Source organism: Salinicoccus carnicancri Crm (genome assembly GCF_000330705.1).
GTDB classification, from domain to species: Bacteria; Bacillota; Bacilli; order Staphylococcales; family Salinicoccaceae; genus Salinicoccus; species Salinicoccus carnicancri.
The window spans coordinates 178,424-198,592 of the sequence record NZ_ANAM01000006.1; the positions used below are offsets into that span (position 1 = coordinate 178,424).

The 20,169-nt window shown below is 50.5% G+C and carries 22 protein-coding genes; 21 read left to right on the plus strand and 1 reads right to left on the minus strand.

All coding sequences use genetic code 11. From position 1 onward, the window contains the following. From rpe to C792_RS0105735, 3 genes are read left to right on the plus strand one after another with little or no spacing between them, the layout of a single operon-like run. Positions 1–645, plus strand: coding sequence for a ribulose-phosphate 3-epimerase (rpe, locus tag C792_RS0105725; protein WP_017548496.1), 645 nt, complete (start codon positions 1–3; stop codon positions 643–645). An 11-nt stretch (positions 646–656) separates the two neighbouring features. Further along, positions 657–1,280: a thiamine diphosphokinase gene (locus C792_RS0105730; protein WP_245537519.1), complete on the plus strand. Its 624-nt coding sequence runs from the start codon at positions 657–659 to the stop codon at positions 1,278–1,280. A gap of 18 nt (positions 1,281–1,298) precedes the next feature. Then, complete coding sequence (locus C792_RS0105735; protein WP_017548498.1) at positions 1,299–2,000, plus strand: DUF554 domain-containing protein; 702 nt, start codon at positions 1,299–1,301, stop codon at positions 1,998–2,000. 103 nt (positions 2,001–2,103) lie between these two features. On the opposite strand, the gene rpmB is transcribed toward C792_RS0105735, so the two are convergent. Then, the gene (gene rpmB, locus C792_RS0105740; protein ID WP_017548499.1) at positions 2,104–2,292 is read right to left on the minus strand and encodes a 50S ribosomal protein L28; all 189 of its coding nucleotides are present in this window, start codon (positions 2,290–2,292) and stop codon (positions 2,104–2,106) included. Between the two features lie 195 nt (positions 2,293–2,487). On the opposite strand from rpmB, the gene C792_RS0105745 reads away from it, so the two are divergent. The 18 genes from C792_RS0105745 to C792_RS0105830 all read left to right on the plus strand — a co-directional run bounded on the left by C792_RS0105745 (position 2,488) and on the right by C792_RS0105830 (position 20,155). Then, complete coding sequence (locus C792_RS0105745; protein ID WP_017548500.1) at positions 2,488–2,856, plus strand: Asp23/Gls24 family envelope stress response protein; 369 nt, start codon at positions 2,488–2,490, stop codon at positions 2,854–2,856. A gap of 22 nt (positions 2,857–2,878) precedes the next feature. After that, positions 2,879–4,513: a DAK2 domain-containing protein gene (locus tag C792_RS0105750; RefSeq protein WP_017548501.1), complete on the plus strand. Its 1,635-nt coding sequence runs from the start codon at positions 2,879–2,881 to the stop codon at positions 4,511–4,513. Between the two features lie 70 nt (positions 4,514–4,583). Further along, a complete protein-coding gene (sdaAB, locus tag C792_RS0105755; RefSeq protein ID WP_017548502.1) occupies positions 4,584–5,249 on the plus strand; it encodes an L-serine ammonia-lyase, iron-sulfur-dependent subunit beta in 666 nt (221 codons plus the stop codon). A 13-nt stretch (positions 5,250–5,262) separates the two neighbouring features. Then, positions 5,263–6,135, plus strand: a complete 873-nt coding sequence (gene sdaAA, locus C792_RS0105760; RefSeq protein WP_017548503.1) for an L-serine ammonia-lyase, iron-sulfur-dependent, subunit alpha — start codon at positions 5,263–5,265, stop codon at positions 6,133–6,135. Next, positions 6,135–8,108: an ATP-dependent DNA helicase RecG gene (gene recG, locus C792_RS14315; RefSeq protein WP_017548504.1), complete on the plus strand. Its 1,974-nt coding sequence runs from the start codon at positions 6,135–6,137 to the stop codon at positions 8,106–8,108. The genes sdaAA and recG overlap by 1 nt, the downstream gene beginning before the upstream one ends. Further along, positions 8,105–8,749, plus strand: a complete 645-nt coding sequence (locus C792_RS0105770) for a class A sortase (protein WP_017548505.1) — start codon at positions 8,105–8,107, stop codon at positions 8,747–8,749. Before recG ends, C792_RS0105770 begins: the two co-directional genes overlap by 4 nt. A gap of 127 nt (positions 8,750–8,876) precedes the next feature. Further along, positions 8,877–9,458 carry a transcription factor FapR gene (gene fapR / locus C792_RS0105775; RefSeq protein ID WP_017548506.1) on the plus strand — a complete coding sequence of 194 codons (582 nt, stop codon included), beginning with the start codon at positions 8,877–8,879 and terminating at the stop codon, positions 9,456–9,458. Then, positions 9,451–10,431 (plus strand): phosphate acyltransferase PlsX, encoded by a 981-nt coding sequence (plsX, locus tag C792_RS0105780; RefSeq protein ID WP_017548507.1) that lies wholly within the window; start codon positions 9,451–9,453, stop codon positions 10,429–10,431. Before fapR ends, plsX begins: the two co-directional genes overlap by 8 nt. Then, complete coding sequence (gene fabD, locus C792_RS0105785; RefSeq protein WP_017548508.1) at positions 10,428–11,333, plus strand: ACP S-malonyltransferase; 906 nt, start codon at positions 10,428–10,430, stop codon at positions 11,331–11,333. The genes plsX and fabD overlap by 4 nt, the downstream gene beginning before the upstream one ends. Beyond that, a complete protein-coding gene (gene fabG / locus C792_RS0105790; protein WP_017548509.1) occupies positions 11,326–12,060 on the plus strand; it encodes a 3-oxoacyl-[acyl-carrier-protein] reductase in 735 nt (244 codons plus the stop codon). The genes fabD and fabG overlap by 8 nt, the downstream gene beginning before the upstream one ends. Positions 12,061–12,093: 33 nt before the next feature. Continuing rightward, positions 12,094–12,330: an acyl carrier protein gene (locus C792_RS0105795; protein WP_017548510.1), complete on the plus strand. Its 237-nt coding sequence runs from the start codon at positions 12,094–12,096 to the stop codon at positions 12,328–12,330. Between the two features lie 95 nt (positions 12,331–12,425). Further along, entirely contained in the window at positions 12,426–13,193 is a 768-nt protein-coding gene (gene rnc / locus C792_RS0105800) for a ribonuclease III (protein WP_017548511.1), read from the plus strand. Then, positions 13,193–16,747 carry a chromosome segregation protein SMC gene (gene smc, locus C792_RS0105805; RefSeq protein WP_017548512.1) on the plus strand — a complete coding sequence of 1,185 codons (3,555 nt, stop codon included), beginning with the start codon at positions 13,193–13,195 and terminating at the stop codon, positions 16,745–16,747. The genes rnc and smc overlap by 1 nt, the downstream gene beginning before the upstream one ends. Then, a complete protein-coding gene (gene ftsY / locus C792_RS0105810) occupies positions 16,744–17,853 on the plus strand; it encodes a signal recognition particle-docking protein FtsY (RefSeq protein ID WP_017548513.1) in 1,110 nt (369 codons plus the stop codon). Before smc ends, ftsY begins: the two co-directional genes overlap by 4 nt. Further along, positions 17,853–18,188: a putative DNA-binding protein gene (locus C792_RS0105815; RefSeq protein WP_017548514.1), complete on the plus strand. Its 336-nt coding sequence runs from the start codon at positions 17,853–17,855 to the stop codon at positions 18,186–18,188. Before ftsY ends, C792_RS0105815 begins: the two co-directional genes overlap by 1 nt. A gap of 11 nt (positions 18,189–18,199) precedes the next feature. Next, on the plus strand, positions 18,200–19,546 hold the full coding sequence (ffh, locus tag C792_RS0105820) for a signal recognition particle protein (protein WP_017548515.1): 1,347 nt from the start codon (positions 18,200–18,202) through the stop codon (positions 19,544–19,546). Between the two features lie 99 nt (positions 19,547–19,645). Further along, positions 19,646–19,921 (plus strand): 30S ribosomal protein S16, encoded by a 276-nt coding sequence (rpsP, locus tag C792_RS0105825; protein WP_017548516.1) that lies wholly within the window; start codon positions 19,646–19,648, stop codon positions 19,919–19,921. Between the two features lie 6 nt (positions 19,922–19,927). Further along, positions 19,928–20,155 (plus strand): KH domain-containing protein, encoded by a 228-nt coding sequence (locus C792_RS0105830; protein WP_017548517.1) that lies wholly within the window; start codon positions 19,928–19,930, stop codon positions 20,153–20,155. The last annotated feature ends 14 nt before the right edge of the window (positions 20,156–20,169 follow it).

Here is a 20,169-nt window from a genome sequence, read left to right on the forward strand (position 1 = left end):
ATGGTTAAAATACTGCCCTCGCTGCTTGCAGCGGATTTTACAGCTTTGGGTGAAAATATCAGGGATATGGAGGCGGCAGGTGCCGATATCTTCCATCTCGATATAATGGACGGCCGGTTCGTCCCGAATATCTCCTACGGCCTGCCGGTGGTGGAGGCCATTGCAAAAGAGGCATCCATTCCGCTCGATGTACATCTTATGACACAGGACCCGGGACAGTTCATTCCGGAATTTGCGGATATGGGGGTGGACATGGTGTCATTCCATGTGGAAGCGACCCCCCACCCGCACCGTGTCATGCAGCTGATACAGAACCGCGGGATGAAAGCCGGGATTGTACTCAATCCCCACACTTCCGCAGACAGCATCAGGTATCTTCTGCCTGAGGTGGACTATGTGCTTGTCATGACAGTGAACCCGGGATTCGGCGGCCAGGAGTTCATTTCTTCCTGCGTGGATAAAATCAGTGAGCTCGATGGAATGAGGAAAAAACATGGATATGATTTTGAAATAGAAGTGGACGGCGGCATCAATGATGAAACCGCCGCAATATGTACAGGGGCAGGCGCCGGACTGCTTGTCAGCGGCTCACATCTGTTCAGTTCCCCGGACTGGAAACAGGCTGTCGCTGCACTGAAAGGATAGATGATATGCACATGAATGTAATAGTACGTGCTGAAGCGGATTATACTGAGGAAATACTAAAAGAAAGGGCCGGAGAATCCTGGGCAGGGGTGGACCACGGTGTGGTGCTGCTGCTTGAGGCCGGAATCATGCCGGAGTACAGTTACGGTGACTTTGATTCGATTACTGAAGCGGAGAGGGAGTTCATCACCAGGCAGCTGGATATAGATCCTGTGCCCGCTGAAAAGGACGATACCGACCTCGCCCTCTGTCTGGGCGATCTCGTGGGGAGGGGGTACAGTACCATCAATGTTTTCGGTGCGACGGGCGGCAGGATGGATCATGCCCTGGGGAACATCCACCTGCTCATGCATGAAGCACTCCGCACCACGGATATAAGGGTCATCGACCGGCAGAATGTGGTAAGCCTGCTTACTCCGGGTGCACATGAAGTATTGCGTCAGGAGGGAATGGAATATATATCCTTCCTGCCATTTAATGATGAAACCGTGCTGTCGCTCGAGGGCTTCAAGTATGAACTTGATGAAGAGCGGCTTGGATTCGGCACAACGCTCACTATAAGCAACGAATTTATCAATAATAAAGGGAATGTGTATACAGACAGTGACATTCTTATGATACAATCCATAGACTAGCATGAAAGAGGTGATCGGATGATGTTCATGGGTGCAGTTGCCAACGGTCTGGCAATTGTCATTGGGGGCCTGCTGGGCCTGATATTCACTTTCATACCCGAACCGATAAAAGATTCAATCATGAAGATCCAGGCGCTTGTCATCATGACACTCGGGATTCAGATGGTTGTCGAGGCGGAGGATATCATCGTGACACTCCTCAGTCTGATCATCGGTGTGGTCATAGGGGAAGTGATCCGTCTTGAAGAGCAGCTGAACCGCTTCGGACACTGGATGGAGTTCAAGCTCGGGGATAAGCATGCCGGCAACCTTTCCCAGGGATTCGTCTCGGGTACACTCGTATTCATCGTCGGTGCGATGGCAATCGTCGGCGGGCTTGATGCAGGACTCAGAGGATCGAACGAAGTACTGTACACCAAATCGATTATGGATTTCTTCATTGCCATAGTCATGACCACGACCTACGGTCTCGGAGTGATCATTTCCGGAGTGCCGGCCTTCCTCTATGAATCGGGAATCATCGTTTCCGCTTCACAGATTGCCCGTCTCATCCCGGAGTATATACTCGATCAGATGATACTTCAGGTATCGGCGACCGGCGGTGTCATCCTGCTGGCCATCGGTCTCAATATGCTGAACGTGACGCAAATGAGAGTGGGGAATATGATTCCCTCCATCTTCACGGCAATGGCAATGGTCTACATCATAAATATTTTCTGAATCAGTCCCCGGACCGCCATCCGGGGGTTTTTTTGCACCCCGGATGGTATAATGAGGATATAAAAAATCCACCCGGGATACCCCGGATGGATCGTGTACGGCATTATACGCGCTGTACTTTGCCAGATTTGAGTGCACGGGCGGAAACCCAGACTTTTTTCGGTTTACCGTCAACCATGATTCTTACTTTCTGAAGGTTCGCACCGAAGCTTCTCTTGTTGGCGTTCATAGCGTGTGAACGGTTGTTCCCGGAAGCTGCTTTGCGTCCTGTGAAATAGCAGATTTTAGACATGTTGTCATCTCCCTCTTATAAAGATTTAGGTAATGATTGATTGCTTTATTCATAGCATACTATAATATAATACATGATTGGAACTTGATTGACAAGTGATTTTATATTCATATGAAAATGGAAAACTGTCGGATTAAGCTTGTATTTACAGCATATTTTTGATTATAATTAAATGATGTGTCAGGGGGGAACGATATGACATTGGAAATAAGGAACGAGATGGGCAGTATAGACATTGCAATCGATGTAATCGCAAACATTGCCGGCAACGCCGTAGTGGAGAGCTATGGAGTGGTGGGAATGGCGTCAAAGCACCAGGTGCGCGACGGTTTTGCAGAGCTGCTCGGTAAAGAAAATTATGCACGCGGTGTAATCATTGAAAATAACGAAGGCAGTCTGGATGTGGACCTGTATATCATAGTCGGATACGGCATCAAAATATCCGAGGTGGCAGCGAATGTCCAGTCCACTGTTAAATATAATCTTGAAAAGACACTCGGACTGAATATCAATGCTGTGAATATTTATGTGCAGGGAGTCAGGATCATCAATTCTGAGGATTGATCAGGGAGGATTTACGATAGCAATGAATAAGATAGATGGCAGAATGTTTAAAAATATGATTTTGAGTGGTGCCGAAAATCTCCGGCAGCATGCTGAATATGTGGATTCATTAAACGTCTTCCCTGTCCCGGACGGTGATACAGGCACGAATATGAACCTTTCGATGACTTCCGGGGCGAATGAGGTCGAGGATAAGGACGAAACCCACATCGGAACAATCGGGAAATATTATTCGAAAGGGCTGCTGATGGGTGCGAGGGGCAATTCCGGCGTCATCCTGTCACAGTTGTTCAGAGGATTTTCAAAAGCGATCGAGGGCAAGGCTGAAATAGGTGCCCCGGAATTCGCAGATGCGCTCGAGGCTGGCGTGAGGACAGCATACAAGGCAGTCATGAAACCGGTCGAGGGCACGATCCTCACGGTTGCCAAGGATTCATCTGCCGTTGCAGAAGGTGCTGCAGGTAAAGACGGTTCTGTAATCAGCGTGATGGAAGCCGTGATCAAAGAGGCGAAGGCTTCGCTCGAACGCACCCCGGACCTGCTGCCGGTCTTAAAGGAAGTCGGCGTCGTGGATTCCGGCGGCCAGGGGCTTGTCTATGTGTATGAAGGGTTCCTTGCCGCGCTCAAGGGCGAGAAGCTGGAAATGAGGAGCACGAAAGTGGATACGGAAACATTCGTCGAGGATGTACATGAATTCGAGGAATTCATGACGGTCGAAGATATTGAATACGGCTTCTGTACCGAATTCATGGTACGCTTTGAAGAGGGGAAACGGGAATTCGACGAAGATGCATTCCGCAGCGATATGAGCGAATTCGGTGATTCCCTGCTCGTGATCTCGGATGATGAAATCGCAAAAGTCCATGTGCATACTGAAACACCGGGCGAGGCAATGACATACGGCGCGACGTACGGTGAACTCATCAAGATGAAGATTGAAAACATGCGTGAGCAGTTCCGGGCAATCCAGGAGAAAAAAGGTCCGAAAGAGAAGAAGTCATACGATACAGCTGTAATCACCGTATCGTCCGGAGAAGGAATCGACAAACTCTTCAGGAGCATCGGTGCCACACATATCATTGCCGGCGGACAGACGATGAACCCGTCCACAGAAGACATACTTAAGACCATCGAAGGTGAAGATGTCAAAAAGGCCATCATCCTCCCCAACAATAAAAACATAGTCATGGCTGCCGAACAGGCACGGGATATGCTGGATATTCCAGCGACCGTCATCCCGACCACATCTATCCCGGAAGGTCTCGCCGGCCTTCTGTCATATTCTCCCGAAGCATCGCTTCAGGACAACCAGGATGCCATGCAGGAATCCCTTGAATATGTGAAGACCGGACAGGTGACATATGCGGTTCGCGATACACAGATTGACGGCATGAAAATTAAAAAAGATCAGCATATGGGAATCAATGAAGGCGAAATCACAGCCGCGGATGATTCCCGGGAAAAAACATTGAAGACACTGATTGAATCAATGCTTGATGACGATTCTGAAATCGTAACGATCCTGATCGGCGAAGAGGGCAGCCGTGAAGAAGTGGACCGCATTGTGGAATCGATTGAAGCTGAATATGACGAGGTTGAATTTGAAGTTCACGATGGTCAGCAGCCGGTGTACAGTTACCTGCTATCTGTAGAATAGACATAATGGCCACACGGGTTGTACAATCCGTGTGGCCTTTTTGAAAAGAACGTCAATGAGGAGGATTACCATGAAATATAAAAGCGTATTTGACATTATCGGACCGGTGATGGTTGGACCATCATCCTCCCATACCGCCGGGGCGGCGAGAATCGGGCTCCTAGCCCGCAGCCTGTTCGGCGGACAGCCGGATCATGTGGATATATATCTTTACGGCTCATTCAGGGATACGTACAGGGGGCACGGCACCGATGTCGCACTCATCGGCGGGCTGCTCGGATTTGACACTGATGATGACCGTATCATCACAGCGGAGGAGAAGGCAAGGGAAGCCGGCATGCATGTCCAGTTCATAGAGATGGAGGAGGAACGGTCACACCCGAATACGGCACTCCTGCACCTTGTCAGAGGTCAGGAGCGGCTGACGGTGGAGGGCATCTCCATCGGCGGCGGCAAGATAGAGCTTGTAAGCATCAATGATTACGACATCAATGTATCGGGCAACTATCCGACGCTCCTCATTTTCCACAAGGATACTTTCGGTACGATTGCGCGTGTAACGACGATACTCGGCAACAACGAGATAAACGTCAGCCAGATGAATGTATCACGCAAGGAAAAAGGGGACATTGCACTGATGACGATCGAACTCGACGATGAAATCGAAGATTACATCATCGAAGAGATAAATGGAGCTGAAGGCGTCGACAGAGTCATAGAAATGGAAGAAAGCTAGGAGGGTCGGATATATGTTCAGCAGTATAGATCAATTGGTGGAAGCAGCTGTAACACAGGAAAAGTCAATTGCGGATGTGATGATCAGCCAGGAGATGGAAGTGACAGGCCGCTCTTACCTTGATGTGTATAAAGATATGGAAAGAAACCTTGAAGTGATGGAATCCGCAGTGGAGGAAGGCATCGGCGGTGTCACCAGTACGACCGGGCTGACGGGTATGGACGCTGTGAAGATGCAGAAATATATCGACAGCGGTAAGGGCCTGAGCGGCGACCTCACGCTGTATGCAATCGCCCATGCGGTCAGTACCAACGAAGTGAACGCAGCGATGGGCAAGATATGCGCGACACCGACCGCGGGATCTGCGGGTGTTGTGCCCGGAGTATTGTTCGCCATGAAGGAGAAACATGACGTGCCCCGTGAGGACATGGTCAAGTTCCTCTTCACTTCAGGTGCGTTCGGCTTCGTAGTGGCGAACAATGCAAGCATCTCTGGGGCTGCGGGCGGCTGCCAGGCGGAAGTGGGCAGTGCGAGCGCAATGGCGGCAGCCGCCCTTGTTGAAATGGCGGGCGGCACTCCGGCAATGAGTGCACATGGCTTTGCCATCGCACTTAAAAATATGCTTGGTCTGGTCTGCGATCCGGTGGCGGGGCTTGTGGAGGTTCCATGTGTGAAGCGTAATGCAGCAGGTGCGAGCAATGCGCTTACTGCAGCAGACATGGCACTTGCCGGCATCGAATCGAGGATTCCTGCAGATGAGGTCGTGGAGGCGATGTACAAGATCGGCCTCACGATGCCGTCGGCACTGCGTGAGACTGGACGCGGCGGTCTGGCGGGAACTCCGACCGGCCAGCGCCTGAAACAGGAAATATTCGGTGGTCAGTAATGGCCGCGATGTACCAGGTCATTACACCACAGAAACCGGCGGCCATCCTTAAGGGTGTCGGCCCGAAAATGGCGGAAAAACTCAGTTCAATAGGGATTGAAACAGTAAACGATGTGCTTTTCCATCTGCCTTCGAACTATGAGAACCTGAGCATCATGAACCTGGCGGATGCTGAGAACAATGATAGGGTCACTGTCATGGGGACTGTCATGACGGAACCTGCCGTCGCCTATTTCAGGGGCGGGAAAAACCGCCTGACGGTTTTCATGGAAATTGACGGAATCTATGTAAAGGTGACATTCTTCAACCAGCCTTATCTGAAAGATAAGCTTATCGTGGGCGAAGAGGTCAGACTGTCGGGGAAATATCTCAGGCACAAACTTGAAATCAATGGACAGAGGCTGATATACGAAGCAGGCGGGGGCTACCGCGTGACATACCCCATGGGGAAAGTGATGCATTCGAAGACCTTCAATAAAATTGTAGCAGAAGTATTCGGCGGGTTTTCATTCAACTATGATATTCCTGAAACCGTCAGGGACAAATATCGTCTGCTGTCGATGAGGGAGGCTCTCAGGCGGATCCATTTTCCGAAAAGCCCCGCTGACATAAAAGAGGGGCGCCGGACGATCAAGTTTTACGAGCTGTTCATGTTCCAGCTCAGGTTGATGGAGAGACGGCAGAAGGAGCGGGTCAGGAACGAGCGTTATATCATAGACTATGATATTGATGAACTGAAAGCTTTCATCGATACTCTGCCGTTCGGCCTCACCGGGGATCAGAAGAAGTGCACCAATGAAATATGCCGGGACTTGAAACAGAATGTCTCCATGCACCGCCTGCTTCAGGGTGATGTCGGAAGCGGCAAGACGATTGTTGCAGGCATCGCTGCATATGCAGTGAAGACAATCGGTGAACAGACGGCGGTAATGGTGCCGACGGAGGTGCTTGCAAACCAGCACTATCAGTCTTTCACTGATACGTTCGAGGACCGTCTCACGATTGCCAAACTGACCGGTACAACGACAAGGAAGGAAAAGATGGAGATTTCGAGCCGGCTTGAGTCGGGTGAAATCGATCTGATTGTGGGTACGCACGCATTGATCGAAGATGATGTACTGTTCAACCGGCTATCCCTCATCATCACCGATGAGCAGCACCGCTTCGGTGTCAACCAGCGCAAACGGCTGAACGACAAGGCACACCGTAAGAACGTGCTCTACATGACGGCAACGCCGATACCGAGGACACTTTCAATCACAACTTTCGGAGACATGGACGTCTCAATCATCAGGGAAATGCCGGAAGGGCGCAAGCCGGTTGAAACATACTGGAGGCGCTATGATGAGGTGGATGAAGTGATGGCGTCCATCGAATCGGAAGTGAGAAGCGGGCACAGTGCCTACATTGTCGCTCCGTTGATTGAAGAGTCCGAGACATTGGACCTTAAAAATGTCCAGGAAATCTACCACCTGTTCCTGGACTATTTCGGGGAGGAACAGGTTGAGCTGGTGCACGGGCGCATGAAACCGGCAGAAAAGAACGAAGGCATGGGTAGATTTGAGCGGCTCGAGAAGCCGGTCCTCGTCTCTACAACAGTAATCGAAGTCGGCATAAATGTTCCGAATGCAACATATATGGTGATCTTCAATGCCGAACGCTTCGGCCTCTCGACACTGCATCAACTGCGCGGCAGAGTCGGCAGAAGTGATATGCAGAGCTACTGTGCCCTCATCAGCGATCCGAAAACCGAGAATGCGAAGCAGAGGATCGATATAATGACGTCCACGACGGATGGTTTCGAGCTCAGTGAACAGGACCTTGAGATGCGGGGCCCCGGCGACTACTTCGGCGTCAGACAAAGTGGTCTGCCCGAATTCAAGGTTGCAGATCTTGCTGAAGATTACCGGATTCTCGAGCATGCACGTCTCAGTGCCATCGAACTGTCCGGAGAAATGAGGAAAGAGACATGAGGCTATTCCTGAGGATGGTCGGTGTCGCGATGATAATTTCAGCTGCCGTCCTTTTTTTCTGGCAGGATATACGCGAATTTTTCACCGACAGGGTCAATGACCGTATCATCGAGGCCTATCAGAATGGTGAGTCGTCGGTGGACGTCGGACGGTTCGAATCGATGATTACCGGTGTCAGCCCGGAAGCCGGGGATGAAGGTGAGGATGCCCGCGGGGACATCGATATCGGTGAAGGGATGGCCGGTGTATTGAAAATAGACTCCGCCGGCATCAATGAACCGGTATTCGAGGGACCTGTCACCGAGGATAAGATGAAAAGCGGCATTTCATTTGTGCATGAAAGGGACCATCTTGAGATGCAGAACATACCGATTGCCGGCCACCGCGTTGAAGGTGCCGGCATCCGTTTCAACTACCTGGACCGGGCGTCGGTCGGTGACCGGATTGAATTCATGACTGAGGACGGCACACGGGTATACGAGATCACTGATATATTTGATGTGAATCCATCCCAGGTGGAAGTCATGGACCAGCGGAAGGGTGAGCCGCAACAGCTTACACTGATCACATGCGAGGACTACAACCCGGAGACGCTTCTTTTCGAAAAAAGGATGATCGTGAAAGCGACTATAGTGGAATGAAAGTTAAAATGGTTACTTCCAGAGGGAAGCAGCCATTTTTTTGTGCCCTTTATATCAATTTTATTTGAAATCAGAAAGTCACTTATATATACTGATGTTAGTACCAACTACTAAATGAGGTCATCACATGGCAAGATACAAAAAAAGGGAACGGCAGGAACTCCTTTTGGAGAAAGTATCCACAGATCCTTTCCTGACTGATGAAAAGCTGAGCGAAGTTTTTGAAGTCAGCATACAGACGATCCGCCTGGACCGCCTCGAACTCAACATCCCTGAACTCAGGGAGCGCATCAAACACGTTGCGAGGGAAGAGACGGAAAAGATAAGGAGCCTATCACTGCAGGAAGTCATCGGTGAAATAATCGATATAGAACTGAACGATCATGCACTGTCGCTGTTCATAGTGGAAGACGGGCATGTATTCCAGAAGAATAAGATTACCCGGGGACACTATCTTTTTGCCCAGGCGAATTCGCTGTGTGTCGCTGTGATTGATGAGCCGCTGGCACTGACGAAGTCAGCCGATATAGAATTCACGCGGGCATCGAAGCTCGGTGACAAGGTGATTTCCAAAGCGGTGGTTGAGAAGATGGATGGGCATAGGGCGATAATCACCGTTACATCCAGAGTGGAACAGAGGCTTGTCTTCAAGGGGCGGTTTGAAATGTATTACACAGATGAAACTGATGAAGGTGAAAAATATGGTTAAAGTGGCAGTAGATCTGATGGGCGGCGACAACGCCCCTGCTGAAATTGAAAAGGGTGTCCTGGCCGCCGTCGGGGAAGATGAATCACTGGAAGTGAAGCTGTATGGCACAAAAGGTGCATATACGGGGGATCACCCACGTGTCGAATTCATAGAAGTGACGGAAAAAATAGAGTCGGATGACGATCCTGTCCGTTCTGTCAGAAGAAAAAAGGACAGTTCGCTTGTCAGGGCCTGCAAGGCGGTCAAAGACGGAGAGGTCACGGCATGCATCTCGGCAGGAAACACCGGGGCGCTGATGAGTGCCGGCCTTTTTGTCGTCGGGCGCATCCGGGGAATCGAACGGCCGGCGATCGGCACCCTGCTGCCGAGCACTGACGGACGCGGCATGATGCTTTTGGATATGGGCGCAAATGCTGAAAACAAACCGAAGCATCTCGAACAGTTTGCTTTAATGGCGGATATATACATGCGTGAAATTGCCGGGCGTGATAATCCGACGGTGGGCCTGGTCAATAACGGCAGTGAAGAGAACAAGGGCAGTGAATTGACCAAGGAGACATTCAAACTGCTCCGGGAGAGCGATGTGAATTTCATCGGCAACTTTGAAACGCGTGATATCCTCTCAGGGGATGTCGATATCGCTGTGACGGACGGTTTTACGGGAAATGTCGTACTGAAGACGATTGAGGGAACGGCTTCTGCGCTCATGAGTGAAATCAAGGACGTTTTCCTCAAGAGTACAAAGAACAAGATGGTCGCAATGGTCCTTAAAAATGATTTCAGGGCCGTGAAGGACCTGCTGGATTACAGACAGTACGGCGGCGCACCGCTGCTTGGGCTTGATGGTAATGTGCTCAAGGCACACGGGTCCAGCGACTCTGTCGCCATCGTCTCAGCCCTCAGGCAGGCAAGGAAGATGGCGGATTCACAGGCCATCTCAAAAATCAAAGAGAGAATCGAGGAGAATGCATGAAACGACTGATACTATTTCCGGGACAGGGCGCCCAGTACAGCGGGATGGCAAAAGACATCTATGAATCATCTTCAGAAGGCCGCACAGTTCTGGACGAAATTTTCATGAACGTGGATTTTGATCTGAAATCGATCATGTTCGAAGAAGATTCCCGTCTCAACCAGACGGAATACACACAGCCGGCATTGTTTGCCCACAGCATGGCGGTGCTTGCTGCCACCGGCATCAAAGGTGACATGGTCCTCGGGCACAGCCTGGGCGAGCTCCCTGCCCTTGTGCATGCAGGTGTGCTGAACATACAGGACGGCATCAGGATCGTCGCGAAGCGCGGAGCGCTCATGAGCGAGTCAGAGGGCGGCGGCATGGCTGCCGTCATCGGCATGGAGCTTGCGGATCTCAAGGAGTTATGCGATGAATTGTCCACGGAAGACCGGCGAGTACAGCCTGCCAACCTGAATGCACCGGATCAGACGGTGGTTTCGGGTGATGCATCACTGGTTGAAGAATTCGCAGTGAAAGCGAAGGAACGCGGTGCGAGACGTGTCATGCCGCTCAACGTCTCGGGGGCATTCCACTCCCATCTGATGGAGGATGCCAAAAGGGAATTCAGCAGGTTCGTGTCGGACATCGAATTCAGTGCGCCGGTCATACCGGTGATCCAGAATGTGTCCGCGAAGCCGGAGACGGAACCGGATGTCATCAAGGCACAGCTCATTGAACAGATGACAAGTCCTGTCCGTTTCACCGAGTGTGTCCAGGCAGCGGTGTCAGAAGGAGCAGAGGAAGCGGTGGAAGTCGGACCCAAGAAAGTCCTGAGCGGACTGATGAGAAAAATAGACCGTTCCGTAAATACGGTGAATATCGATACGATGGAACAGGCAAAGGAGTTTCTGAATGAGTAAAATTGCATTGGTAACCGGTGCTTCACGCGGTATAGGGAAAAGTATCGCACTCAGCCTCGGTAAAGAGTATACTGTTATCGTGAACTATTCCGGTTCGAAGGAAAAAGCGGATGAGACGGTGCGCAGGATCGCTGAAGCCGGCGGTTCGGCAGAGGCATACCAGTGTCACGTGCAGAACCATGATGATGTCAAGACGATGATCAAATACATCGCGGACACCTACGGCTCAATCGACCTCGTCGTCAACAATGCAGGAATCACCAAAGACAATCTTCTTATGAGGATGAAGTCCGACGAATGGGACCAGGTGATCGATGTGAACTTAAAAGGCGCATTCAATGTGATACAGAGTGTATCGAGGACGATGATCCGGCAGAAGGCCGGCAGAATCATCAATATCTCAAGCATCGTCGGCTCTTTGGGCAATCCGGGGCAGACTAACTATGTTGCGTCCAAGGCCGGCATCGACGGCATCACGAAATCGGCGGCGCGTGAGCTGGCGCCCAAAGGAATTACGGTCAACGCTGTTGCCCCGGGCTTCATCGAAAGTGATATGACGGATGTCCTGTCTGAGGATATAAGAAACCAGATGCTCTCCCAGATACCGCTCAATCATTTCGGTACCGGGGAGGATATTGCGGAGACTGTGAAGTTCCTTGCATCGGATGCTGCAAAGTACATCACAGGCCAGACCATCCATGTAAACGGCGGTATGTACATGGGGTAGGACCTGTGCTATTATTGGAGGGAGGTGAATTTGATGGCAAACTTTGATAAAGTAAAAGACATTATTGTCGACAAACTTGGTATTGATGAAGAGAAAGTGACTCAGGAAGCATCTTTCAAAGATGACCTCGGCGCTGACTCTTTGGATATTGCTGAATTGGTTATGGAGCTCGAAGACGAATTCGAAATGGAAATTCCGGATGAGGAAGCTGAAAAGATCAACACAGTAGGCGATGCTCTTAACTACATTGACAAATTGGAAGCAAACTAATCATAAAATCCACTTTCCGGAGTGGATTTTATTTTTGTGTGAAAACTTTTATTAAACGGTATATTCATTTAGAATAAGGTGATGGAGTGAACGTTATGGAATTTAAGGAAATAGAAAGTATAATTGAAAAAGATGATCATGCCAAAGCGGGGCTTGCATCCTTCCGCAGGGAACTGGCAGGTTTTCTTGAACGGACGGATCTTGCGGCCGGGGATGAGGCACTCTATGTTCAGGCCTTCATGCACAGCTCATATATAAACGATCTGCAGCTCAATAAGATCCATAATAACGAGAGACTGGAATTTCTCGGCGATGCAGTACTAGAATTGATGGTTTCAGACTATATATACAACAGGTTCAGTGAATTGCCGGAAGGCGATCTTACAAAGCTGAGAGCCAATATCGTGTGTGAACCCTCACTTGTAGTATTCGCCTCTAAACTGCGCATGGAGCCGCTCATCATGCTCGGCCGCGGAGAGGAAAAGACTGGTGGCAGGAAACGGCCTTCCATAATATCCGATACTTTCGAGGCATTTCTCGGTGCGCTCTATCTGGATCAGGGGAGCCCGGCTGTATGGACGTTCCTTGAGAAGTTTGTCTTCCCCGAAGTGAAGGATGCGAAGTATAATGCAGTAGTGGATTACAAGACAGCGCTGCAGGAGCATATGCACAGGAATTACCGTAAAGCAGTGGAATACAAGCTCATAGAGGCGACGGGACCGAGCCATGACAAGACATTTGTCACAGGCGTCTATATGGAGGGCAGGATGATCGGAAAAGGCTTCGGGCGGTCCAAAAAAGAATCTGAACAGCGTGCTGCCGAACAGGCATTGAGTGAAACGGATGGCGGGGAGAATCACTGATGGTATATTTGAAAGCGATAGAGGCCCACGGCTTCAAATCATTTGCGGATAAAGTGAATATCAAATTCGATTCGGGTGTGACGGCAGTCGTCGGCCCGAATGGCAGCGGCAAAAGCAATATCACGGATGCGATCCGCTGGGTGCTCGGCGAACAGTCGGCCCGGACCATACGCGGTGTGAAGATGGAGGATGTCATCTTCAACGGCACATCCGGCAGGAAGGCCATGAACTATGCGCAGGTAGGTCTCGTGCTGGACAACAAATCCCGCAAACTGGCAATAGATGCGGATAAAGTGACCATCACACGAAAACTCTACAGGAACGGTGACAGTGAGTACTACATCAATGAGGACAAATGCAGGCTGAAGGAAATCAACGAGCTTTTCCTCGATTCCGGCCTCGGGAAAAACGCCTATAACATCATTTCCCAGGGGGAGGTCGATGAAGTGCTGAAGGCGCGGCCTGAACAGCGCAGAAGCCTGATTGAAGAGACTGCTGGCGTGATGAAATACAAACTGAGAAAGAAAGAGTCGGAAAAGCGGCTCGAAGACACCGCACAGAACCTGAACCGTGTGAATGATATCATACAGGAGCTTGAATCCCGCGTAACGCGGCTCGAGCGGGAAAGTGCGGTTGCCGAAGAATACCTGGCGCTCAAAGAAGAGATGAGCCGCAGCGATATTGAAGTGACAGTCTACGACATCAATGCCCTCGCAAACCTCCTCCACAAGGAGGAGGCGGCTTATCACGCAACAGAGAAGAGAACTTCTGAATGCCGGGATGCGCTGGAAGAGATGAACCGGAAAATGTCGGAGCTCCGGGGCGCCCGTGACAAATATGACAGTGAAAACAAAGAGCTGAACAACCGGCTTGTTGAACTGTCCAAACGTCTTGAGAATACCAGCGGGCGTATCGATCTCTACAAAGAACGCAAAACCAACAAAGGACAGCTGGTGGAAGAACTCAAGGTACGTCTCTCTGAACAGAATTCGAGGGTTGAGTCCCTCGACGCCCAAAAGGCTGAGGTGGACGGTACAGCTGAATCACTGAATGCGCGTGCATCACAGCTTAAAAGCTCCCTTGAAGAGTCGAAGGAGCAGCAACGCTATCTTACAGAGGATCAGGGAGAAGAAATTGAACAGCTCAAAGACAGCTATTATGATCTGATGGTGGAGAAGACGACGCTCGAGAATGACCGGCGCCGGGAAGAGACGGAACAATCCCGTCTCGACGGCAGTCTGCGCCAGAAAGAGGAACGTCTCGCAATACTCAGGCAGGATTATGAAAAAGAGGCCGCGGATCACGGGGGCCTGGTTGAGGAGAAAGAGAAGACCAAGGCAGAGCTTGAGGAGGCAAGGGAGAGATACCTTGCTGAAAAAAAGGCGCTCACAGAGCTCAACCGGAAATACGATGAAGAGCAGGAAAAGCTGCATAAGGCAAAACGTTTCATCGAGCAGCAGGCTTCAAAGCTTGAAATGCTCAAAAATATGCAGAATGAATACCGCGGCTACTATCCGGGTGTCCGTGCCATCCTGAAAAATCGGGACAGGGTGGGCGGTGTGCGCGGCTCGGTAGGTGAACTGATCTCGACTGAGAACAGATATATGGCGGCGCTTGATACTGCACTGGGTGCCCAGGCGCAGAACATAATCATGGTCAGTGAACAGGATGCCAAAAAGGCAATCAGCTATCTCAAGGAGAAAAAAAGCGGCTTTGCCACATTCCTGCCGATGGATGTCATCCGTCCGAGATCACTTTCCGGAGATATACGCCGGCAGGTTGAAAACTCGCATATAGAGGCACAGGTCCTTGCCGACATCGCGGTCGCAGACCATGACATCAGCGATGTCGTCCATCATCTGCTGGGGACGACGATTGTTACAGAAAACATAGACGATGCAGGTGCCCTTGCAAGGCAGATCAACCACCGTGCGCGCATCGTCACCCTGGACGGTGAGACAATCATGCCCGGCGGTGCGATGAGCGGCGGCTCGAAGAATACAAAAGGTTCCATCATCGAGAGCCAGAGGGAAATGGCGGAAACAAAAGAGAAGCTTTCGGAATACGAAGGAAAACTCGAACGTCTGAAAACGGTCGTCAGCAATCTCGGCGAAGAAGTTTCGGGACAGATGGAAAAAGTGTCAAAACAGGAGAGTGCGGGCGAAAAGCTTGCCGAAAGGCACGAGGAGGCGGAATCTGCTGCTAACAGGCTGGGCTATCAGCTCGAGGCGAAAACGGAAACCATGGCGGTGCTTGAAGATGAACTGAAATCACTCGGACGCACGGAGGAAGTGCGTGACTACGCCGGTCTTATCAAGGAGGCGGAGGAAAAGCTGGCCGGACTCGACGAACGCATTCGCCTGATGAGCGCGTCCGACAAGGAGAAGAAAGAGAAACTGGCTTCCCTCACTGATGAAGCGCACGCTGCCGAGCGTGAGTATACAGCAGTCAAAGAACGCATCAGCTACAACAGTGCTGAGCAGGAAAGGATTGCCTCAGAGCTTGAAGCGGCGCGTGAAGCGGTCAGGGAGACAGAATCGCAGCAGCAGATGATCTCAGAAGACCTTGAAGGCATGGATATTGATGCCCTGGAGAAGGAGAAGCGGGAACTCTCTCTGGAGGTGGAAAAACTGTACGAGAAGACGGATGCCATATCCGGCCGCCAGCATGAAATCAGGATGGAATATAACGAAATCACGGAAAAGCGTGACCGGATTTCCAAAGAGCTTGAAGAATGTCAGGAAATATTGCGTAATCATACAGGCAAAAAAGAGAAGCTGGATGTTAAAATGGAACAGAAGATTGAATATCTTTCCGAAAACTACAGGCTCACCTATGAAAGAGCGAAAGAGGAATATGATGATTTTTCTGATATCGATCAGAAACGTATGCAGATTTCACTCAATAAGAAAAGCATCGAGGAACTCGGCCCTGTGAACCTGGGGGCCATCGAGGAATTCGAACGTGTCAATGAACGCTACAGCTTCCTGAAGACACAGGAGGCGGATTTGCTGGAAGCGCGTTCGACACTGCTTGAAGTGATCAGTGAAATGGACGGGGAAGTCGCTGTCAGATTCAGGGAGGCCTTCCGGCAGGTTAATGAACACTTCGGCGAAGTGTTCAAGGAGATGTTCGGCGGCGGACAGGCGGAGCTTAGGCTTACGGATGAAGATGACTATCTGGAATCCGGTGTGGAGATCTATGCCCAGCCGCCCGGCAAGAAGCTGTCATCACTGTCGCTGCTCTCAGGCGGCGAACGCGCGCTGACTGCGATCAGTCTGCTGTTCAGCATATTGAAAGTGCGCGTGAGTCCATTCATCATCCTGGATGAGGTGGAGGCGGCACTGGATGAATCGAACGTATTGCGCTATGCGAAATATTTGAAACAGCTTGCGGAAAATACACAGTTCATCGTCATCACCCACAGAAAGGGCACAATGGAAGAGAGTGACCGGCTGTTCGGTGTGACGATGCAGGAGCGCGGTGTCAGCCAGCTCATAAGTGTTGACCTTAAGAACTACGAAGAAAAAGTGAGAGAGGAAGAGACGGTGTGAGCTTTCTTAAACGATTGAAAGACAGATTCCAGCCAAGCAGGGAGAAAGAGGCTGCCGGAAAGTCGGTGGAGGAACAGAATGAGAAACTCGATGACGGGCTGATCAGCATCGAGGAATTCGAGGAATGGGAGCAGGAACAGATCGGCTATAAATTCAAAGCCGGTCTTGAGAAGAGCCGTGAGAAGTTCCAGAATGAAATCAATGAACTGATGGCGCGCTACCGTACGGTGGATGAGGACTTCTTCGAAGCTTTGGAGGAGGTCCTGATCGGAGCTGATGTCGGTTTCAACACTGTGATGGAACTGACGGATGAACTGCGCCATGTGGCGAAGGTTGAGAATATCACTGAAAGCCGTGACCTCAAGGAGACAATCGTTGAAAAGATGGTCGAAATCTATGAGCGTAATGACGACCTTCCCGAAACGGTCAATATACAGGAGGATGACCTGACAGTCATTCTTGTTGTCGGCGTGAACGGCGTCGGCAAGACGACGAGCATCGGCAAACTCGCCTACAAATACAAGCAGGAAGGCAAAAATGTCATGCTTGCCGCCGGCGATACTTTCCGTGCCGGGGCGATCAACCAGCTGAAGGTATGGGGGAGCCGTGTGGATGTGGACGTTATCAGCCAGTCAGAGGGCAGCGACCCGGCAGCAGTCATGTTCGATGCCATCAATGCTGCAAAAAAACGCGGGACGGATGTGCTGATCTGTGATACTGCAGGACGGCTGCAGAACAAAGGTAACCTGATGAATGAACTTTCCAAGATGAAGAACGTCATCCAGAAAACCGTACCTGACGCACCGCATGAATCACTGCTTGTACTGGATGCCACAACCGGACAGAACGCTCTGAGCCAGGCCAAGGCTTTCAAGGAAGTGACGGATGTATCCGGGATCGTCCTGACAAAGCTCGACGGCACCGCAAAAGGCGGGATCGTGCTCGCCATCAGAAATGAGCTTGGCATCCCTGTCAAATTCGTCGGACTCGGTGAACAGCTGGATGACCTGCAGGAATTCAGTGCAGAGAACTATGTTTACGGACTGTTTGCTGATATGATATCAAATGCAGAGGAACTGGATGATTCAGGCGGGGATGATGTATAATGACTGAAGAACTCGAACGCACGATGCGGATGAATCATCTCTATGACTTTTACAATTCTCTGCTTACGGATAAGCAGAGACGGTACATCGAACTTTATTATCTGGAGGATTTTGCCTTCAGTGAAATTGCGGAAGAACTTGATGTCACACGTCAGGCGGTCTATGACAACCTGAAACGTTCGAAGGACCTTCTGGAGCATTATGAGGAAAACCTAGGGATGTACAAAAATTTCGAATCAAGGCACACGCTTATAAATCAGCTTAAAAATAAACTGGGAGAATCGATGGACTCTGAAACGAGGGAGATTCTGAACCGGTTGGAAGCATTGGATTAGGAGGAAGAAATATGGCTTTTGAAGGATTGGGAGAACGTCTCCAGGCCACGATGGACCGCATCAAGAGCAAAGGCAAGGTGTCCGAGTCGGACATCAAGGTCATGATGCGAGAAGTGCGTCTCGCACTTCTTGAAGCGGACGTCAACTTCAAAGTGGTCAAGCAGTTTATCAATCAGGTGAAAGAACGTGCGCTCGGTTCTGACGTCATGCAGTCCCTGACACCGGGCCAGCAGGTCATCAAGATTGTAAAAGAGGAACTGACCGACCTGATGGGCGGAGACAACCAGAAGATCAACCTCAGTCAGAAACCGCCGACCGTCATCATGATGGTCGGTCTGCAGGGTGCAGGTAAGACAACCACTGCAGGTAAGCTTGCGCTTCATTTGAGGAAGAATTACAACAAGAAACCGCTGCTCGTTGCGGGTGACATATACCGTCCGGCGGCAATCGACCAGCTCGAGACGGTCGGCAGGCAGATTGATGTTCCGGTGTTTGCCCTCGGGGATCAGGTGAAGCCGCAGCAGATCGTCACCGAGGCGCTGGACCACGCCAGGGCGGAGCACCAGGATACGGTCATCATCGATACGGCAGGTCGGCTGCATATCGATGAGGGTCTGATGAATGAGCTTAAGGATATAAAGGAGATTGCCAAACCCGATGAAATCATGCTGGTGGTCGATTCCATGACCGGCCAGGATGCTGTCAATGTTGCAGAGTCATTCAATGATATGCTTGATATTACAGGTGTGACACTGACGAAGCTTGATGGGGACACGCGAGGTGGTGCGGCATTGTCCATCCGTTCGGTGACCGACAAGCCGATCAAGTTCGCGGGTATGTCAGAGAAGATGGACGGCCTTGAGACTTTCCATCCGGACCGTATGGCCCAGAGGATACTCGGCATGGGCGATGTGCTGTCCATCATCGAAAAAGCACAGGCGACAGTGGATGAAGATGAGCAGAAAGTACTTCAGCAGAAAATCAAGGACCAGAGTTTCACTCTGGATGATTTCCTCGAACAGATGGACCAGGTCAAGAATCTCGGCCCGCTTGATGATCTGCTCAAGATGATGCCGGGAGCAAACAAGATCAAAGGTCTCGACAAGATGCAGATGAGCGGCAATGAGATCGATCATGTGCAGGCCATCATCCGTTCCATGACGATGGATGAGCGCGAGAATCCTTCGAAGATCAACGCGAGCCGTAAAAAGCGCATCGCACGCGGTTCCGGAAGGACACTCCAGGAAGTGAACCGGCTGCTCAAACAATTCAATGAAATGAAGAAGATGATGAAGCAGATGACAAGCCAGAAAGGGAAGAAAAAGAATCCTTTCGGAAACATGGGGCTGCCATTTTAAAATCCCAAAACCCGTAAAGAGAAAAGTCTTTACAGGGTTTTGTTTTTCTGTTATAGTTATAAAAGTGAAATTGAGATATAGAAAGGAGTCAACATAACAATGGCAGTTAAACTTAGACTGACACGCATGGGTTCCAAAAGAAATCCATACTACCGTATCGTAGTCGCTGATTCCCGCAGCCCGAGAGATGGCCGCATCATCGAACAGATCGGAAGCTACAACCCGGTGTCCAAAGAGGCAGAAAACGTGACGCTTGATGAAGACAAAGCGCTTGAATGGCTGCAGAATGGTGCGAAACCAAGTGATACAGTTCGCAACATCCTCAGCAATAAAGGTGTAATGGAACGTTACCACAACGCGAAACTCGGGAAGTAATCCCCTATGAAACAATTACTTCAAACAATTCTTGAACCGATGCTGGAACATCCCGAGGCGCTGAAGATCGAAAGTGAGGAGACGGAACATAGCGTATCCTATAAGATTGAAGTCCATGAGGACGATGTGGGCCGTGTGATCGGCAGACGCGGACGTGTCATAAAAGCGGTGCGTACCATCGTGTCGGGCGCGAATCACGGCAGTTCAAAGAAAGTGTTTGTTGATGTAGATTAGGCACACCGCCCGGT